At 69.2% G+C, this 17,986-nt stretch carries 19 protein-coding genes and 2 tRNA genes; 15 read left to right on the top strand and 6 right to left on the bottom strand.

Features of this window, described 5'->3' with window-relative positions; genetic code table 11:
- Positions 1–47: 47 nt before the first annotated feature.
- Genes recO through ROP_RS04610 form a run of 3 tightly spaced genes read left to right on the top strand, consistent with a single transcriptional unit; the run spans position 48 to position 2,036 of the window.
- A complete protein-coding gene (gene recO, locus ROP_RS04620) occupies positions 48–863 on the top strand; it encodes a DNA repair protein RecO (RefSeq protein ID WP_012688181.1) in 816 nt (271 codons plus the stop codon).
- Complete coding sequence (locus ROP_RS04615; protein WP_012688180.1) at positions 829–1,638, top strand: isoprenyl transferase; 810 nt, start codon at positions 829–831, stop codon at positions 1,636–1,638. The genes recO and ROP_RS04615 overlap by 35 nt, the downstream gene beginning before the upstream one ends.
- Entirely contained in the window at positions 1,635–2,036 is a 402-nt protein-coding gene (locus ROP_RS04610) for a hypothetical protein (protein WP_012688179.1), read from the top strand. Before ROP_RS04615 ends, ROP_RS04610 begins: the two co-directional genes overlap by 4 nt.
- Positions 2,037–2,039: 3 nt before the next feature.
- On the opposite strand, the gene ROP_RS04605 is transcribed toward ROP_RS04610, so the two are convergent.
- Together ROP_RS04605 and ROP_RS04600 are read right to left on the bottom strand one after the other, a co-directional pair.
- Positions 2,040–2,465, bottom strand: a complete 426-nt coding sequence (locus ROP_RS04605; protein ID WP_012688178.1) for a Fur family transcriptional regulator — start codon at positions 2,463–2,465, stop codon at positions 2,040–2,042.
- 5 nt (positions 2,466–2,470) lie between these two features.
- Positions 2,471–2,815, bottom strand: coding sequence for an ArsR/SmtB family transcription factor (locus tag ROP_RS04600; protein ID WP_012688177.1), 345 nt, complete (start codon positions 2,813–2,815; stop codon positions 2,471–2,473).
- A gap of 221 nt (positions 2,816–3,036) precedes the next feature.
- Between ROP_RS04600 and ROP_RS04595 the strand changes: the two genes are divergently transcribed.
- On the top strand, positions 3,037–4,428 hold the full coding sequence (locus ROP_RS04595; protein ID WP_043826260.1) for a glycine--tRNA ligase: 1,392 nt from the start codon (positions 3,037–3,039) through the stop codon (positions 4,426–4,428).
- 7 nt (positions 4,429–4,435) lie between these two features.
- On the opposite strand, the gene ROP_RS04590 is transcribed toward ROP_RS04595, so the two are convergent.
- Positions 4,436–5,221 carry a hypothetical protein gene (locus ROP_RS04590; RefSeq protein ID WP_012688175.1) on the bottom strand — a complete coding sequence of 262 codons (786 nt, stop codon included), beginning with the start codon at positions 5,219–5,221 and terminating at the stop codon, positions 4,436–4,438.
- Between the two features lie 53 nt (positions 5,222–5,274).
- Positions 5,275–7,338, bottom strand: a complete 2,064-nt coding sequence (locus tag ROP_RS04585; protein WP_012688174.1) for a TPM domain-containing protein — start codon at positions 7,336–7,338, stop codon at positions 5,275–5,277.
- Positions 7,339–7,407: 69 nt separating this feature from the next.
- On the opposite strand from ROP_RS04585, the gene ROP_RS04580 reads away from it, so the two are divergent.
- The 4 genes from ROP_RS04580 (at position 7,408) to dnaG (ending at position 12,695) form a co-directional block, all read left to right on the top strand.
- On the top strand, positions 7,408–8,100 hold the full coding sequence (locus tag ROP_RS04580; protein ID WP_012688173.1) for a YdcF family protein: 693 nt from the start codon (positions 7,408–7,410) through the stop codon (positions 8,098–8,100).
- 8 nt (positions 8,101–8,108) lie between these two features.
- On the top strand, positions 8,109–9,407 hold the full coding sequence (locus ROP_RS04575; RefSeq protein ID WP_012688172.1) for a deoxyguanosinetriphosphate triphosphohydrolase: 1,299 nt from the start codon (positions 8,109–8,111) through the stop codon (positions 9,405–9,407).
- A 99-nt stretch (positions 9,408–9,506) separates the two neighbouring features.
- Entirely contained in the window at positions 9,507–10,712 is a 1,206-nt protein-coding gene (locus ROP_RS04570; RefSeq protein WP_012688171.1) for a lipase family protein, read from the top strand.
- Positions 10,713–10,760: 48 nt separating this feature from the next.
- A complete protein-coding gene (gene dnaG, locus ROP_RS04565; RefSeq protein ID WP_012688170.1) occupies positions 10,761–12,695 on the top strand; it encodes a DNA primase in 1,935 nt (644 codons plus the stop codon).
- Between the two features lie 15 nt (positions 12,696–12,710).
- Here the strand turns inward: dnaG and ROP_RS04560 are convergent, their stop codons facing one another.
- A complete protein-coding gene (locus tag ROP_RS04560; protein WP_012688169.1) occupies positions 12,711–12,959 on the bottom strand; it encodes a hypothetical protein in 249 nt (82 codons plus the stop codon).
- A 137-nt stretch (positions 12,960–13,096) separates the two neighbouring features.
- Between ROP_RS04560 and ROP_RS04555 the strand changes: the two genes are divergently transcribed.
- Both ROP_RS04555 and ROP_RS04550 read left to right on the top strand, forming a co-directional pair.
- Positions 13,097–13,169 (top strand) — tRNA-Asn (locus ROP_RS04555).
- 125 nt (positions 13,170–13,294) lie between these two features.
- Positions 13,295–14,464, top strand: coding sequence for an AI-2E family transporter (locus ROP_RS04550; protein WP_012688168.1), 1,170 nt, complete (start codon positions 13,295–13,297; stop codon positions 14,462–14,464).
- Here the strand turns inward: ROP_RS04550 and ROP_RS04545 are convergent.
- The gene (locus tag ROP_RS04545; RefSeq protein WP_012688167.1) at positions 14,405–14,635 is read right to left on the bottom strand and encodes a DUF6480 family protein; all 231 of its coding nucleotides are present in this window, start codon (positions 14,633–14,635) and stop codon (positions 14,405–14,407) included. The genes ROP_RS04550 and ROP_RS04545 overlap by 60 nt on opposite strands.
- Positions 14,636–14,854: 219 nt before the next feature.
- Here ROP_RS04545 and ROP_RS04540 point away from each other — a divergent pair.
- The 5 genes from ROP_RS04540 to ROP_RS04520 all read left to right on the top strand — a co-directional run bounded on the left by ROP_RS04540 (position 14,855) and on the right by ROP_RS04520 (position 17,959).
- Positions 14,855–14,928: transfer RNA gene (locus tag ROP_RS04540), tRNA-Ile, on the top strand.
- A gap of 60 nt (positions 14,929–14,988) precedes the next feature.
- The gene (locus ROP_RS04535; RefSeq protein WP_043826258.1) at positions 14,989–15,603 is read left to right on the top strand and encodes a maleylpyruvate isomerase family mycothiol-dependent enzyme; all 615 of its coding nucleotides are present in this window, start codon (positions 14,989–14,991) and stop codon (positions 15,601–15,603) included.
- Positions 15,604–15,682: 79 nt separating this feature from the next.
- Entirely contained in the window at positions 15,683–16,165 is a 483-nt protein-coding gene (locus ROP_RS04530; RefSeq protein WP_012688165.1) for an adenosine-specific kinase, read from the top strand.
- A 37-nt stretch (positions 16,166–16,202) separates the two neighbouring features.
- On the top strand, positions 16,203–16,721 hold the full coding sequence (locus tag ROP_RS04525) for a DinB family protein (protein ID WP_043826257.1): 519 nt from the start codon (positions 16,203–16,205) through the stop codon (positions 16,719–16,721).
- Positions 16,722–16,831: 110 nt separating this feature from the next.
- The gene (locus tag ROP_RS04520; protein WP_005247847.1) at positions 16,832–17,959 is read left to right on the top strand and encodes an NDMA-dependent alcohol dehydrogenase; all 1,128 of its coding nucleotides are present in this window, start codon (positions 16,832–16,834) and stop codon (positions 17,957–17,959) included.
- The last annotated feature ends 27 nt before the right edge of the window (positions 17,960–17,986 follow it).

Genomic DNA, 17,986 nt, shown 5'->3' with positions numbered 1-17,986 from the left:
GGCTCGGCCTGCGGACCGCCGCCGCCCGGGCGTGGGAGACTGGACCGGTGAGGTTGTATCGAGACAATGCGGTGGTCCTGCGCCAGCACAAGCTGGGCGAGGCCGACCGTATCGTCACACTCCTCACCCGGCAGCACGGTCTGGTGCGCGCGGTCGCCAAGGGGGTGCGCCGCACGAAATCCAAGTTCGGTGCCCGGCTCGAGCCGTTCGCGCACATCGACGTGCAGCTGTACCCGGGCCGCAACCTCGACATCGTCACCCAGGTCCAGACGGTCGACGCGTTCGCGACCGACATCGTCGACGACTACACCCGCTACACCACGGCGTGCGCGATTCTCGAGACCGCCGAGCGGCTCGCCGGTGAGGAACGGGCCCCGGCGCTGCAACTGCACCGCCTGACGGTCGGGGCGCTGCGGGCCGTCGCGGAACACCACCGGCCGTGCGAGCTGATCCTGGACGCCTTCCTGTTGCGGGCCATGGGTTTTGCGGGGTGGGCGCCTGCCCTCGACGACTGCGCCCGGTGCAGCGCGCCCGGCCCGCACCGGGCATTCCACGTGGCCGCCGGGGGAGCGGTGTGCGTCCAGTGCCGGCCGCCGGGCGCCGCCACCCCGTCGCCGGGCGTCCTCGACCTGATGGATGCGCTGTTCCGCGGCGACTGGGCGAGCACGGAGCAGGTGCCGGAGTGGTTGCGGGGGCAGGCCAGCGGCCTGGTCGCGGCGCATCTGCAGTGGCATCTCGAACGGCAGCTCCGCACGCTCCCGCTGATCGAACGCGCCCGACCGCATGCGGCGGTAGGGGTGGAGGATTCGGTCAGGCAGGATGGGGACCGTGATTCGACGACGCGAACCCCGAGCTCCGCATAATTCCGGGGCCGAGCGCCAGATCCGGCCGCCGGACCCGCATCCCTCGGGCGCGCGCCCGCCGGGCCTGCAACCCGAACTCGTGCCCCGGCACATCGCGCTGGTGATGGACGGTAACGGCCGCTGGGCGCAGGAGCGGGGACTGCCCCGGACCGCGGGCCACGAGCGCGGCGAGGCCGTGTTGATGGACGCCGTCTGCGGGTGCATCGAGATGGGTGTCGAGTGGTTGTCGGCGTACGCGTTCTCCACCGAGAACTGGAAACGCAGCCCCGAGGAGGTGCGCTTCCTGATGGGCTTCAACCGCGACGTGATCCGCCGCCGCCGTGACGAGATGCACGAGATGGGGGTGCGGGTGCGGTGGGCGGGTCGCCGGCCCAAGCTGTGGCGCAGCGTCATCAAGGAACTCGAGATCGCCGAGGAGCTGACGAAGCACAACACGGTCATGAATCTGACGATGTGCGTCAACTACGGCGGTCGCGCGGAGATCGCGGACGCGGCGAAGGAGATCGGCAGGCGGGTCGCGGCGGGTCAGCTCGACCCGGAGAAGATCACCGAGGCGACCGTCGCCCGTTTTCTCGACGAGCCGGACATGCCGGACGTCGACCTGTTCCTCCGGCCGTCCGGCGAGCAGCGCACGTCCAACTTCCTGATCTGGCAGTCGGCCTACGCCGAGATGGTGTACCAGGAGAAGCTGTTTCCCGATTTCGACCGCCGCGACCTGTGGGCGGCGTGCGTGGAGTACGCGTCGCGCGATCGCCGGTTCGGTGGCGTGAAATGACCGTCGACGGAGCGCCCGCACTGCTCGGGCGAACGGCGGACGCACTGGAGCACTTCGCCACGGTCGCCCGGGCCGAGGACGGCTCGCTGAGCTTCGAGTACGCCGGGGCACTGTGCTCGATCAGCGCGATGACCCTCACCGACGGCCTCGACGTGCTGTCGATGACGTGCGTGCTGGCCTGGGATCGTCCGGTCAGTGCCGCACTGCACAAGAAGGTCGCGGAGCGCAACAGCGCGTTGCAGTTCGGTTCGATCGCGGTGTTCGGTCACGGCCGACTCGCGGATGTGATCCTGCGCTACACGTTCCCGGCGGCCGGGCTCGAGGACGAGCCGCTGACCACGATGCTGCTCCTCGTGCTGAGCGGCGCGGACACCGCCCGGCAGGGGCTCATTCCCTGACGCTCACTGCGGCGACGTGCAGTCCTTGCAGAGACCGAAGATTTCGATGGTGTGGCTGACGTCGGAGAAGCCGTGGGCCTCGGCGATCGACTGCGACCACTGCTCGACGGTCGGCCCTTCGACCTCGACGGTGTAGCCGCACGCGCGGCAGACCAGGTGATGGTGGTGCCCGGACGAGCAGCGCCGGTACACGGATTCGCCGGTGTCGGTGCGCAGGACGTCGACGGTTCCGGCGTCGGCGAGCGTCTGCAGGGTGCGGTAGACGGTGGTCAGCCCGATGCCCTCGCCGCGCTTGCGGAGCTCGTCGTGCAGCTCCTGCGCCGACCGGAACTCTTCGATGTCGTCGAGGAGTGCGGAGATGGCGCTGCGCTGCTTCGTGGCGCGGACTCCCACGACGACGGGCTTGCGCTGGCCGGTGTTCTGGGTCAAGGCTTCTATCCTTCCTCGGCGTGCGCGACGGCGTCCACGACGATGTGGGCGAGGTGGTCGTCCACCAGGCGGTAGAGGACCTCACGTCCCGTGCGTTCGCCGCGCACGACGCCCGCGGCCTTGAGCACGCGGAGATGCTGACTGATCAGTGGCTGGGTGACGCCGAGTGCGCCGACGAGCTCGTGCACGCACCGTTCCGATTCGCGGAGCTGGAGGACGATCGCGATGCGGACGGGGGCCGCGAGGGCGCGCAGGATGTCGCCGGCCGCCGTCAGCGTCTCCTTCGACGGCACGGGGGCGGGCGGCGCCGCCTCGAACGGATGCAGATCCCCGGGATCGATGACGCTCACCAGTGATCTCCTTCGATGTACCGGACAATGGACGGGACCGTGGCCGCGTGGCCGTCGGCCCCGGGAGGAGCACCCCATCTTATTGCAAATCGATTCCATTTTGATATGCACGAATACGCATGTCAACCGGCGGGGTGAACCGGCCGTGATCGGGCAGATAGGCTGGGATCCGAAAAGCGCACGTGAACCATGCATCTATTACCCAGATGGAGAGCACCCGAGTGGCACCGAAGTCCAAAGTCGAAACCGTCGTCAATCTCGCCAAGCGTCGTGGCCTGGTCTACCCGTGCGGTGAGATCTACGGAGGCACGAAGTCGGCCTGGGACTACGGCCCCTTGGGCGTCGAGCTCAAGGAGAACATCAAGAAGCAGTGGTGGCGCAACATGGTCACCAGCCGCGAGGACGTCGTCGGCCTCGACTCCTCGGTGATCCTGCCCCGCGAGGTGTGGGTGGCGTCGGGTCACGTCGGCGTGTTCAACGACCCGCTGGTCGAGTGCCTGAACTGTCACAAGCGTCACCGTCAGGACCACCTGCAGGAGGCGTACGCGGAGAAGAAGGGACTGGACAACCCGGACGACGTCCCCATGGACGTCGTGGGCTGCCCCGACTGCGGCACGGTCGGTCAGTGGACCGAACCCCGCGACTTCAACATGATGCTCAAGACGTACCTCGGCCCGGTCGAGAGCGAAGAGGGCATGCACTACCTCCGCCCCGAGACGGCGCAGGGCATCTTCGTGAACTTCGCGAACGTGCTCACCACGTCGCGGAAGAAGCCGCCGTTCGGCATCGGCCAGATCGGCAAGAGCTTCCGCAACGAGATCACCCCCGGCAACTTCATCTTCCGCACCCGCGAGTTCGAGCAGATGGAGATGGAATTCTTCGTCAAGCCCGGCGAGGACGAGGAGTGGCACCAGTACTGGATCGACTACCGCATGGACTGGTACACCGGGCTCGGCATCAACAAGGACAACCTGCGCCTGTACGAGCACGCGCAGGACAAGCTGTCGCACTACTCGAAGCGGACCGTCGACATCGAGTACCGCTTCCACTTCCAGGGCAGCGAATGGGGCGAGCTCGAGGGTGTGGCCAACCGCACGGACTTCGACCTGTCGACGCACTCGAAGCACTCGGGCACCGACCTCAACTACTACGACCAGGCCTCCGGTGAGCGGTACACGCCGTACGTCATCGAGCCGGCAGCCGGTCTCACGCGTTCGCTGATGGCGTTCCTCGTCGACGCGTACACCGAGGACGAGGCGCCGAACGCGAAGGGCGGCGTCGACAAGCGCACCGTGCTGCGGCTGGACCGTCGTCTCGCCCCGGTGAAGGCCGCGGTGCTGCCGCTGTCGCGTAATGCGGACCTCACGCCGAAGGCCAAGGACCTTGCCGCGACGCTCCGCCAGCACTGGAACGTCGAGTTCGACGACGCCGGCGCGATCGGCCGCCGCTACCGCCGTCAGGACGAGATCGGCACGCCGTTCTGCATCACGGTGGACTTCGACACCCTCGAGGACCACGCCGTGACCGTGCGTGAGCGCGACTCCATGGCCCAGGAGCGGGTCGCGCTCGACCAGGTCGAGGGTTACCTGGCGCAGCGCCTCATCGGTTCCTGATCCGCGCTCACCTGCGCGCGTCGCAGGTGGTGGTCAGATAGTTCGTCAGGGTTCGCCGGTTCTCCTCGGACACCGGGATGCGCGAGTATGCCGGTGCCGAGGAGCCGACCGCGATCCACAGCGGAAAGACGAAGGGTTTCTTCGCTTCCGCGAGGGCGTGCGGGTCGCAGCGCGCCGCGTCGATCGTGATGTCGATGTTCAGCTGGTCCTCGTCCGCCCGCATGGTGGCGGGCAACGCGCCGCGGAGCGCGTACAGGACGCTGCCGCCGACCTCGTCCACCCGGATGTCGCCCGACGCCGTTCCCCGGCTCACGACGAGCCGAGCGGGGAGGGGAGCGGCCGGCTCCGGCGGCGCCGCCTCCGGGATCAGTGTCACCGGGACGGCCCGCGCCAGTTCCTCTGCGGCGCAGTCCCCGTCGTGGATGCGGCCGAGGACGTCGTACGGGGTGGCGAGCGGCACCCGCACGGGCGTCGCCGCCCGTTCGGCTGTCCCGATCACGGCGTACGCCGGTTCCGGCCCGGTGTCGCAGCGGACGGCGCCGTACCCGGCCTCGACGTCGATCCGGTTGCCGGGGCCGAGTTCGATCTCGCGCCGGGTCTCGGGCGCCGACTCGAAGCCCGGGCTGTCCAGCGCCACGGACGTCACCGTGACGGGCGCGTCTCCGGTGTTCGTCAGCCGCACGTGAATCCGCCCACCGGCGGCGTCGTCCTCCCGGCTGCGGTACGCCTCCGCCGACAGCGGGATCGCCGGCTCGTCCTCGGCGTCCCGCCCGCTCGCGCAGCCCGACAGCACGCCGCAACAGGTGGCCGCGACGCAGGCGAGTGCGACGAACGCTCGGGGAGACGTCAGAATCGGCCGCCCCCGCTGATCCGGCCCGAGCTGCTCGGCCCGCCGAACGAACGGGGACCGCCGCCGCGGCCGCCGCCGGAGCCGCGGCTACCCCAGTTGCCGCCGCCGCTGAATCCGCCGCGCAGGATGCTGTCGATCAGGATGCCCCCGAGGATCGCGCCGGTGGCATTCCCGCCACCGCCACCAGGGCCCGGCCGCTGGCGGGACTCCCAGCTGCTCACGTCGTTCTGCGCCAGCCGCAGCGCGTCGGCGGCCAGGCCCGCGGCGGCCTGGGCGTGCCGAAGTGCGCGGGAGGCGTCCGTGCTGCGCAGCTGCTGCGCCCCGGCCAGGTGCCGCTGCGCCTCGGTCAGGCGGGTCCGCGCCTCCGCTCCCACCGCGCCGCGGCGGGTGCCGATGAAGTCCCCCGCCGCCGTGACCTGCGACTGCGCGGCCACGAGGTCCTGTTCGAGACGCTGCTGTGCACGCTCGGCCTGCTGCCGCGATTCCTGCGCCTCGGCGAGGACGGCGTCGAGTTCCGCGTCGGCCTTCACGATCTGGGTGAAGCTGCCGAGCGGGTCGGTGTCCGCGGCCGTCCGGGCCGCCGCCAGTGCGGCCTCGGCCGCGGTGCGCGCCGCCGCGAGCCGGTCTCCGCCCTGCCCGGTGAACTGGGCCGCGGCCGCGATCCCCGCCTCCACGTCCGTGATCGCGGCAGGCAGTGTGGCGATGGCGTGCCGGATGTTCTCCGCGGCGTGATCGACGGCGTCGAGCAGGATCCGGGCCTGTTCCAGGGCCCCCTCGGCACCGCGGATCGCGGACACCGCCGGTCCCTGCTTCCCCGGCGGCAGGGCGACGGCGTCCCGGCCCTCGGCCACGGCCTTCTCGGCGTACGCGAGCCGCTCCTCGGCCATCGTCACGTTGTGGGCGACGGAAGCGAGTGCGGCGGCCGGGAATTCGGTCTGCAGGGTGGCGAGCGTCTGCGTGGAGTCGGGGATGCGCACGGTCAGTGCCACCATGTCACGGGTGAGCGCGTCGAGCCGGTCCGGCGCGTTGATCAGCAGGTCCCGCAGCCCGTCGAACTCCTGGACCTTCTCGTTGAGCTCGCGGTCGGCGCGCCCGCAGGAGGTGATGATGTCGATGAGCATCTCCCGCCGCTGCTGCGGGGTCTCGGGGATCGCGTCGTCGAGTCGCTGGCGCACGGTGAACGCCGCCGCGAGGGTGGACTTCGCCGTCTCGAACGCCGTCGTGAACGCGGCGGTGGCCTGCTCGCCGAATTCGCCGCGGGCCAGGTCGAGTTCCTCCTGGCTCGTGCGCAGCGCGTCGTCCGTCTCGACGAGCACTTCCTTCGCGCGCTCGTCGAGGGTCGGCAACGGCAGCGCCGTCAGCGCGGCGGTGTCCTCGGGGCTGATGCTGCGCGCCGCCTCGACGCCGGCCCGCGTCCGGTCCTGCTTCTTCTTCCGCGAATACAGCACGACCCCGCCCACGCCGACGACGACCACACCGCCGCCGACCAGCAGCGTGCGCACCGACATTCCGCCGCCCGGGCTCATCGCGTCACCGAGCCCGCCCGCCGCCGCGATCGCGCCGCCGGCCCAGTCCTCCTCGCGCAGGGCCGGTTCCACCGCATCGACCCGGATCGACTCGGCTTCGTCGGCGGTGATCTCCGACAGACCGTCCGGTGCAATGAGGGCGTACTCCCGGTCGACCGTCGCGACCGCGAGCAGCGCGTCGCGATCGCCGAGGGACGACGCCTGCGCCGTCTGATCCGCCCACGGTCCGGCGCCGAGACCGTTGAAGTCGGGAACGTAGACCACCCACAACCGCACCTTGTGCTCGTCGTAGAGCTGGTCGATCGCGGCCTGGACGTCGCTCTGCTGGTCCGCGTCGAGCACCCCGACGGTGTCCGTAATCTGGCCGGGCAGCCGGAACGGTGCGTCCGCCGACGCGATCGCGGGGGAGAACAGGATCGCCACGAGCGTCAGGAGTGCGGAGACGGCGCCGACGGCGGCGGACCGCCGGGCGCCGGGAAAGTGCAGTCGGGGGTGGGACGACGGCGTCTGCTCGACGCGCGGTGCGAGTGGCATGGCAGCAAATCTATCGGGTGTGGCGAGTCGTCATCGGGACAGTTCGGCGACAGCTGGCAGAATCAGGGAGTGAATTCTGCACCGAGCCGTGAACGCCACGACCTCCCGCGCCGTCCTGCGCGCCTGGGGTTCGCAGGCACGCTGGCCCGGTGGACTCGCCGGATCATCGCCGGCGTCGTTCTCCTCGCCGCCGCCCTGGTGCTCGGGACCACGGTCCGCGTGTGGCAGGTCGCGCGGATCGACGACACGTCGACGGCCGACGCGATCGTGGTGCTCGGGGCCGCCCAGTATTCCGGAACCCCGTCGTCCGTGTTCGAGGCCAGGCTCGAGCAGGCGTACAAGCTGTACGAGCGCGGGGTGGCCCCGGAGGTCATCACGGTCGGCGGCAAGCAGGAGGGCGACGAGTACACCGAGGCCGCGTCCGGGAAGAACTATCTGATCTCGCGCGGTGTCCCCGCCGACAGCATCACCGCCGTCGAGGAGGGGTCCGATACCCTGCTCAGCATCGAGGCGGTGAGTGAGGCGATGGGTGCGCAGGGCATCGATTCGGCAGTCCTGGTCAGCGACCCGTGGCATTCGCTGCGGACCCGGACGATGGCCCGCGACGCCGGACTCGACGCCTGGACGGCGCCCACCCGGCAGGGTCCCGCCGTGTTCACCCGCGAATCGCAGCTGCACGGAATCGCCCGGGAGACAGGGGCGTTGATCTGGTATCAGCTCACCCACTTCTCGGCGGACTTCCCCTACACGGCGGGACAGTAGGCGTTTCGATGACACCACACACCACACCCCGCGGCGAGGTGTACTCCGCGCACGACGTCGCCCGGCGGGTTCGCGAGGCACCGAAACGGGCGGGGATCCCCGGCAGCCAGATCGCGGCCGCCCAGCACCGATCCGTCTTCTCCCGCGACCGCGCGCGTGTCCAGCATTCGGCGGCGCTGCGCAGGCTCGCCGACAAGACCCAGGTGGTGGGCCCCCGGGACGGGGACACTCCGCGGACGCGCTTGACGCACTCGATCGAGGTGGCGCAGATCGGCCGCGGAATCGCCGACGGTCTCGGCTGCGATCCCGATCTGGTCGACCTCGCCGGCCTCGCACACGACATCGGTCACCCGCCGTACGGTCACAACGGGGAGAAGGCCCTCGACGAGGTCGCGGAAAGCTGCGGCGGGTTCGAGGGCAACGCCCAGAATCTGCGCATCCTGACGAACCTCGAACCGAAGGTGCTCTACCCCGACGGCCGCAGCGCCGGGCTCAACCTGACCCGGGCGTCGCTGGACGCGGCGATCAAGTACCCGTGGACCCGGCCGCGCCCGGGCGCGAAGTTCGGGGCCTACGACGACGACGCCGAGGTGCTCGCGTGGATCCGCGAGGGGGCCCCGGACGGTCACCAATGCCTCGAGGCGCAGGTCATGGATTGGGCCGACGACGTCGCCTACTCCGTGCACGACGTCGAGGACGGGGTGATCGACGGGCGCATCGACCTGCGTTCGCTGGCCGATCCGGTGGACCAGCGGGCGCTCGCCGAGTTCGGCGCCGCGGAGTTCGCGGGACTCGACGTCGAAGAACTCGTCGAGGCCGCGAAACGGCTGAGCCTGCTGCCGGTCGTCGTCGGGGTCGGCAGCTACGACGGCACGCTCACCAGTTCGGTCGCCCTGAAGAACCTCACCAGCGAACTGGTGGGCCGGTTCGCGACCGCCGCGATCATCGGCACCCGCGACGTCCACGGCGACAAGCCGGTCGCCCGGTACGACGCCGACCTGGTGGTCCCGCCCGTGGTCGCGGCAGAGGTGGCGCTCCTCAAGACGTTCGCACTGAACTTCGTGATGTCCGACGCCGGCCACCGGGCACGGCAGGAACGCCAGCGTGACCGCGTGCACCGCGTCGCGGAATGGCTGCTCGCGACCGCACCGGACGGTCTCGACCCGATCCTGGTCCCGGCCTGGAACGCCGCGGCCGACGACCCCGCCAAGGTCCGGGTCGTCGTCGACCAGATCGCCTCCTACACCGAGAGCAGGCTCGAACGCGTCGACAAGTCCAGTCTCGGAGCCCAGGCGAGCTGGGGCTGACGAACTCGGACCAATCCGCCCGCCGCGGTGCTACGAATAGGACTACAGACAGCTCACACGCCCCATATACAGCTCACACCCGAGGGTCAGGGAGACCGGATGAAGTCTGCAGTGCGCAAGATCATCGGTTCGACGTCCGCAGCGCTGGCGGTGGCGGTCGGTGCCGCCCTGCTGGCTCCACCTGCGGCACAGGCCGCGCCGGCCTACCCGTTCGCGGACCCCGACCCGTTCTACGGTGCGCCCGCCGACGTCGGGGCGCGCGCCGACGGTGACGTGCTGGCGAGCCGCCCGGTCGCCGCCACCGGTTTCCCCACCGCCGACGCCTGGCAGGTCAAGTACAAGTCGACCAACTCCGCGGGCGCGCCCATCGCCGCGGTCACCACGGTGCTGGTGCCCCGCGGCACTCCCGCGAACCGGCCGCTGGTGTCGTATCAGCCGTTCGTCAACGCGCTCGGGCTCGAGTGTGCCCCGTCGCATCAGCTGTTCAACGGCGGCCTCCAGGAGGCCCCGGCCCTCAACGCCCTGCTCGCGCGGGGCTGGGCGGTCGCGGTGCCCGACCACCTCGGTCCCACCAGCGCGTACGGGGCGGCGAAGCTCGGCGGCCGGCTCGTCCTCGACGGCGTCCGCGCCGCGCAGCGGCTCCCCGAGGCCGGGCTCGGTGGCAGTCCGGTCGGGCTCGCCGGGTACTCGGGTGGCGCCATGGCGACCAATTGGGCCGCGGCGCTCGCCCCCACCTACGCGCCGGAGTTGAACATCGTGGGCGCCGCCGAGGGCGGCACCCCGGTCAACATCGGCGAACTGGCCGACCGTCTCGGCGGCACCCGCTCGCAGGCGTTCGGCCTGGGATTCGCGGCCGCCATCGGGCTCGAGCGTGAATACCCGACGCGTTCCCCGCTCGGGGACGGACTCAACGACGCGGGGCTCGCTCTGCGCGCGCAGATGAGCAACATGTGCACCGATTCGATCCTCGGCGCCGGGGCCGGCAAATCGCTGCCCGACCTGACCAACGGTCCCGGGATCCTCGCCGACCCGTCCGGCCGCGCGGTGATGGACGAGAACAGTGTCGAGCTGTATCCGGGCGTTCCGCGGACGCCGATGTTCGTCTGGCACGGCAGCGCAGACCCCCTCGTCGCCATCGGACCGGTACAGAACACCGTCGCCCGGTACTGCTCACAGGGTGCGCGGGTGCAGTTCGACGTGATCCCGGGCGCCGACCACGGCACCGCCACCATGCTCGGCGCGGGACCCGCGTTCGGCTACCTCGGCGACCGATTCGCCGGGATTCCCGCCCCCTCGAACTGCTGATCCCGAGGCGGAATTCCGGGCTCCGGGAGAGCGCCTAGACTGTCGGGCGTGGCTGGCAGAATCCCTGATCGTGACGTTGCGGCCATTCGCGAGCGCACACGGATCGAGGACATCGTAGGGGAGTACGTCTCACTCAAGCGCGCGGGCGGCGACTCCATGAAGGGGCTGTGCCCGTTCCACGACGAGAAGTCGCCCTCGTTCCACGTGCGGCCCAACCACGGGCACTTCCACTGCTTCGGATGCGGCGAGGGCGGCGACGTCTATTCGTTCCTCCAGAAGATCGACCACATCAGTTTCGTCGAGGCCGTCGAGCAACTGGCCGACCGGCTGAACTACACCATCTCGTACGAGGGCGGCGGCACGTCGGTGCAACGCGACCGCGGCACCCGCGCCCGGCTGGTCGCGGCGAACGCGGCGGCGCAGGAGTTCTACTCGGCGCGTTTGCAGGAGCCGGACGCGCAGGCCGCCCGCGACTACCTGACGGAACGGAACTTCGACGCGGCGGCCGCGCAGCAGTTCGGGTGCGGGTACGCCCCCGACGGCTGGGACGTCCTCACGAAGCATCTGCTGGGCAAGGGTTTCGACGTCAAGGAACTCGAGGCCGCGGGCCTGTCGAAGGCGGGACGGCGCGGACACATCGACCGCTTCCACCGGCGGCTGCTCTGGCCCATCCGGAACCTGTCCGGCGACGTCATCGGTTTCGGGGCCCGCAAGCTGTTCGACGACGACACCATGCCCGGCAAGTACGTCAACACGCCGGAAACCATGCTGTACAAGAAGTCTCAGGTGCTGTTCGGGCTCGACCTCGCCAAGCGGGAGATCGCCAAGGGGCATCAGGCCGTGGTGGTCGAGGGCTACACCGACGTCATGGCGATGCACCTCGCCGGGGTCAAGACCGCCGTCGCCGCCTGCGGCACCGCGTTCGGTGAGGACCACCTCTCGATGCTGCGGCGACTGCTGATGGACGACAGCTACTTTCGCGGCGAGATCATCTACACGTTCGACGGGGACGCCGCGGGCCAGGCCGCCGCGATGAAGGCGTTCGAGGGTGATCAGAAGATGGCCGGACAGACCTTCGTCGCCGTGGCGCCCGAAGGCATGGACCCGTGCGAGTTGCGGCAGAAGTCGGGCGACGCAGCCGTACGCGATCTGGTGGCGCGTCGCACCCCGATGTTCGAGTTCGTAGTCAAGTCGATCCTCACCGAGCACGACCTCGAGACCGCGGAGGGCCGGGTCGAGGCGCTGCGGCGCACGGTGCCGGTGGTCGCCCAGATCAAGGAAGCGACGCTGCGCGACAGCTATGCCGTCCAGTTGTCCGGCTGGGTGGGCTGGGACGACATCGCCGCGGTCCGGCAGCGCGTGCGGGACGAGGCACGCAAGCGGGCGTCGACCCGCGGGTCGGTATCCGCGCCACCCAAGAAGAAGGCGGCCCGGGGCGACAACAAGGACGCCCCGCAGTTGCCGGTCGGCCTGTCCCGGCCCCGTCCGAACGATCCGACACTGTGGGCGCAGCGTGAGGCGCTGAAGGGTGCGTTGCAGTACCCGGCCATCGCCGGCACCGTGTTCGACTCGCTGCCGGTCGAGACGTTCACGCACCCGACGTACGTCGTGATCCGCGAGTCGATGATCGCAGCAGGCGGTGCCAGCGCCGGCCTCGGCGGCGGCGAGTGGGTCGACGCCGTCGGTCGTGGAGTCGAGGACGTCACAGCGGCGTCCCTCGTGTCCGAACTCGCTGTCGAACCGCTGCCCGCCGAGGAGGACACCGTCCCGCGATACATCTCCGGCGTCATCGCACGCCTTCAGGAGGTATGGGTGGGGGAGCAGGTGGCGGAACTGAAGTCCAAGTTGCAGCGAATCTCACCGGCGACAGCGTCGGACGAGTTCCACTCGCTGCTCGGCGACCTCGTCGCCCTGGAGCAGTACCGTCGGAGCCTGCTCGATCAGGCGATCGGCGACACCAACCGGGACGGCATGGCCGGCTGACCCGGCCGTCGTGGGTTAGTTCTTCTTGAGCTGATCCTGCGGAACCAGGATGGTCGTGTCCTCGTCGAGCGGTTTCATGGGTTCGAGCTTCGGCTGGGTGTTCAGCGAGTCGGACAGCTTTTGCCGTGACATCTGCAACACCTTCTTGGTGGCCGGACTGGTGGCCACGGCCTTGGTGGCCCGGCTGATCTGTTCGTAGCGCGCACGTCCTGCTCGCGTACCCAGCACGTACCCAGCAGCGATACCGATCAACAACCGCATCATTCCCGCTTCCTCCCGACGCACAACGACCTTCCCCATCCTGCCTGATGCATCGACAGGCTGGCGATTTGGTACTGGGGTGGGGCTATGCGCTACAGTTTCTCTCGCATCGCCGGGAACGGCGAAGCACAGCAGAATAATCCCCTGTAGCTCAATTGGCAGAGCTTCCGACTGTTAATCGGACGGTTGCTGGTTCGAGTCCAGCCGGGGGAGCATCGAAACCCCGCCCGATTCATCCGGGCGGGGTTTTCTGTTGTCCCCGGCCAATTCGGATCGGTGCGCCTGTCCGGACGAGTACATTCCCGCTGTATCGGCAGCAAGCGACCGCGGGGTGTGCGATGAGCGAGGACGGCGGCGAAACCGGGCGGACCGGGTCGGTCCGGCGTTTCGGCGCCGGCGATGCCCCGCGGTGGTTGCTGCCCTCGATCCTCTACGTCCTGCTGGCGGTCGCCGCCTACCAGTTGTCGGGGTGGCTGTTCGTCAACCTGCGCGGATTCCTGGGGCTGCTGTTTCTCGCGTGGCTGTTCAGCATCACCATCGAACCGGTCGTCGACTGGCTCGAACGCCGGGGACTGCGGCGAGGCCTCGCCACCGGACTCGTGCTGCTGGCACTGTTCGTCTTCGCCATCGGATTCCTGGCGCTCTTCGGTACCCTGCTCGCCCAGCAGCTCGCCCAGCTCCTCAAGGCCCTGCCGGGCGCGCTGTCCTCCGTGACCGACTGGTCCAATCGTGTCTTCGACACCGACTTCGCGACCGGCGAGGACCTGATCCACCTCACCCCCGAGACCGTGCGGGACCTCGCCGAGCGCTTCACGCCGGGGGTCCTGGGCGTGTTGTCGTCGTTGCTCGGCGTCGTCTTCCAGATGCTGACGCTGCTGCTGTTCGTGTTCTACATGTCCGCGCAGGGACCGGCTCTCCGCCGCACCATCTCGAGCTGGTTTCCGGCGCGGCAGCAGCGGGTCATCTCGGTGGTGTGGGAGATCTCGGTGGAGAAGGCAGGCGGTTACGTCGTGTCGCGGCTCATCCTTGCCGCCATCAGCTCGGTCGCCACCGGCGTCTTCCTCGTGGTGATCGGCGTGCCCTACTGGTTGCCGCTGGCACTGTGGACCGGCATCGTCTCGCAGTTCGTCCCCACGCTGGGCACCTACCTCGCGATTGCCCTCCCCGCGATCATCGCCGCGGCGTCCCAGCCCATGGACGGCGTGTGGGTGATCGTGTTCGGGACCGTCTACCAGCAGATCGAGAACTACGTGCTGCACCCGCGCATCACGTCCGCGACGGTCTCGATCCATCCCGCAGTCGCGTTCGGATCGGTGATCGTGGGCGCGTCGCTGTTCGGTCCGGTCGGTGCGCTGGTGTCGGTTCCGGTGGTCGCGGTAATCGAGGCCCTCGTCGAGACGTACGGGCGACGCTACGAACTCGTCGCCGACCAACCGGCGACGGTCGCCTCAGTCGAACAACGCGAACACGCGAGCGACGAAGAACGCCGCGATGCCCAGGATGAGTAGTCCGATCAGGACGAAGGCGAGGATCGGCACCGTCCGGCCCGGCATCGGCTGCGGGTGCGACAGCCCCGACGTCTGGCCGGCGTCCGGTGGCGTGTCGCCCGGCTGAACGCCCCCACCCACGTCGAGCGCTGGTGCATCGTCCGGTTCCGGTCCTGGATGTTCGACGCTCATCGTCCACTCCCTTCCCGTGATCCTCTGCATTGACGGTGACTCCCGCGTACCCCGGGACGTGTCTTCGCACACAGGCCTGCGAGCCCGGTGCCGGTCACAGGACGTCGAATCGACTCGTCGACGACGAAAAGCGCTGTCGGGACGCGCTTCGTCCCGGCTACGCGCCCGCGGCGGGCGCACGGTAACATCGGCAGGCCGCGATGCGAGCAGTGCGGTGATGGGGCGGTAGCTCAGTCGGTTAGAGCCGTGGACTCATAATCCATTGGTCGCGGGTTCGAGCCCCGCCCGCCCCACCCTGCCGCCGGTCGGTCCGGTCTTTCCAAACCCGACCGGATGCGGGCAGTGTGGACACCATGACGTTGGCGCGCGCGGAACGGGAAGAATTCGCGGAGTTGCTCGCAGGCCTGTCACCGCAGCAGTGGGAGTCCCCGAGTCTGTGTGAGCGGTGGCGAGTGCGGGACGTGGCGGCGCACGTGATCAGCTACGACGAACTCGATCTGCGCGGTCTGCTCCTCCGGTTCGGGAAGGGCTGGTTCCTGCAGGATCGGGCGAACGCGCTCGGAGTCGCCGATCTCGCGGACCGCACCACCGACGAGTTGGTGGACTCGATGCGCCTGCATGCCGAACCCAGCGGTCTGCCAGCCGGTTTCGGTGGGATGATCGGCCTCGTCGACGGCATGATCCACCAGCAGGACATCCGGCGGCCCCTCGCGATTCCCCGGACGATCCCGCAGGATCGGCTGCGCGCGGCGCTGGATTTCGCCCGTTTCGCCCCGCTGATCCGCGGTGCCTGGCGCGCCCGCGGGGTGCGGCTGGTGGCCACGGATCTCGACTGGTCCCACGGCCGGGGCCCGCAGGTACGTGGGAGCGGGGAAGCGCTGCTGATGGCGATGGCCGGGCGCCGCGACGCGCTCGGCGACCTCGCCGGCCCCGGCCGGTCCACGTTCGCCGCCCACCTCGGCGCCTGATCGGGGGCCCGGCACACGCCGCGTCCGTTGTTCTCCGTGTCGGAGCGGGGCAGACTGAGAGGCACCCGAGGAGGCCATCGTGGAACTGCGGATCGTGGCGGTAGACAAGCCCGAAGACATGAACGTGATCATCGGGCAGTCTCACTTCATCAAGACGGTCGAGGACATCCACGAGGCGCTGGCCGGAGTGAGTCCGCACCTGCGGTTCGGGGTGGCGTTCTGTGAAGCGTCGGGGCCTCGCCTCGTTCGGCGCTCCGGCAACGACGATCGGCTCGTCGAGTTGGCCACACGCAACGCGGTCGCGGTCGGTGCGGGCCACTCGTTCTTCGTGTTCGTGGAGGACGGCTACCCGGTGAACGTCCTGAACACGCTGAAGCAGGTGCCGGAGGTGTGCGGCATCTTCTGCGCCACCGCCAACCCCGTCGAGATCATCGTGGCCGAGACCGATCTCGGTCGGGGGATCGCCGGCGTGATCGACGGAGGTTCCCCCGCCGGCGTGGAGACGAGCGACGACGTCGCCGAGCGCAAGGCGCTGCTGCGGACGATCGGTTACAAACTCTGAACGAGCGGCATCCGCGCGGCGCTCTACGATGACCGGCATGGCGATCACTCCCGACACGAAGAACTGGACCTGGGTCCTCGACCGGGCCTGCCCCGAGTGCGGGTTCGACTCGGCCGCAACCCGGTACGAGGACATCCCGTCTCTGGTGCGGGCGAACGCCGACGCCTGGTCGCCGGTCCTCGCCCGCCCCGACGTGACGGTCCGGCCGGACGAGCAGACGTGGTCGGCGCTCGAATACGCGGCGCACGTGCGCGACGTGTTCCGGATCTTCGACGTCCGGCTGCGTCTCATGCTGGACGAGACGGATCCACTGTTCCCGAACTGGGATCAGGACGAGACGGCCGAATCCGCGCGCTACAACGAGCAGGATCCGGCCGTCGTCGACGCCGAACTGCGGGCGGCCGGCGCCGCGGTAGCCGAAAACTTCGAGGCCGTCGCGCCGGAGCTCCGGTCGCGGACCGGGCGCCGCAGCGACGGGGCCTCGTTCACGGTGGAAACGCTCGCCACGTACTTCGTCCACGATCCGATCCACCACCTGCGCGACGTGGCGGGGTAACAGTTTCGGATTCCCGGACCCGATTCGGTAGAACGTGTTCCAATTCGGTCGGTTTGTGTCTATCGTCACATCAGCAGATGCGCAGACATGAATGAAGGGTTGGGAGTCACATGAAGACCAAGGGTGCGATCCTGTGGGGCCTGAACGAGCCGTGGTCGGTCGAGGAGATCGAGATCGGCGATCCGGTCGCGGGCGAGGTGCAGATTCGCATGGAAGCCGCCGGAATGTGCCACTCCGACCACCACATCGTCACCGGGTCGATGCCAATGGCGTCCTTCCCGGTGATGGGCGGCCACGAAGGGTCCGGTGTCATCACCAAGCTGGGGCCGGAGGTGAAGGACCTCGAAGTCGGCGACCACGTGGTGCTCTCCTTCGTACCCGCCTGCGGACGCTGTCCGGCGTGCTCGGCGGGCCATCAGAATCTCTGCGACCTCGGCATGGGGCTCCTGAGCGGGCTGGCGATCAGCGACGGCACGTTCCGCATCCACGCGCGCGGCGAGAACGTCATCCCCATGTGCCTGCTCGGGACGTTCTCGCCCTACATGGTCGTGCACGAGACTTCGGTCGTGAAGATCGACAAGGACATTCCCTTCGACGTCGCCGCCCTCGTCGGCTGCGGCGTCCCCACCGGGTGGGGTTCGGCGACACGGATGGCGGAGGTGAAGCCGGGCGAATCCGTCGTCATCATGGGTGTCGGCGGCGTCGGCATGAGCGCGCTGCAGGGCGCGGTGGCGTCCGGGGCCCGTCAGATCTTCGCGATCGACCCGGTGCCGTGGAAGCGGGAACAGGCGTTGAAGTTCGGGGCCACCCACGCGTTCGAGAGCGCCGCCGCCGCGATCGAACCGATCATCGCGCTCACCAACGGGTTGATGGCGCAGAAGACGATCATCACGGTCGGGGAGATGCACGGCGAATACGTCGAGGAAGCCCTTCTGCTCACCAGCAAGTTCGGCACGTGCGTCGTCACGGCCATGGGCGCGATGACCGACATGGACGTCAAGCTGAACCTGTTCCTCTTCTCGATGCTGCAGAAGGACCTCAAGGGCACCATCTTCGGCGGCGGCAACGCCCGGGTCGAGATCCCGAACCTGCTGGCCATGTACAAGTCCGGGCAGCTGAACCTCGACGACATGATCACCCGCACCTACACCCTCGAAGGAGTCAACGACGGGTATCAGGACATGCTCGACGGCAAGAACATTCGCGGCGTCATCCGGTACACCGAAGCGGACTGGTGACGGCTCGCCGCAGTCGTGTCTGTGCGG

Source organism: Rhodococcus opacus B4, assembly GCF_000010805.1.
Lineage (GTDB): Bacteria > Actinomycetota > Actinomycetes > Mycobacteriales > Mycobacteriaceae > Rhodococcus_F > Rhodococcus_F opacus_C.
The sequence above is the reverse complement of the archived record's forward strand: the minus strand, read 5'-3'. Positions and strand labels throughout refer to the sequence as shown.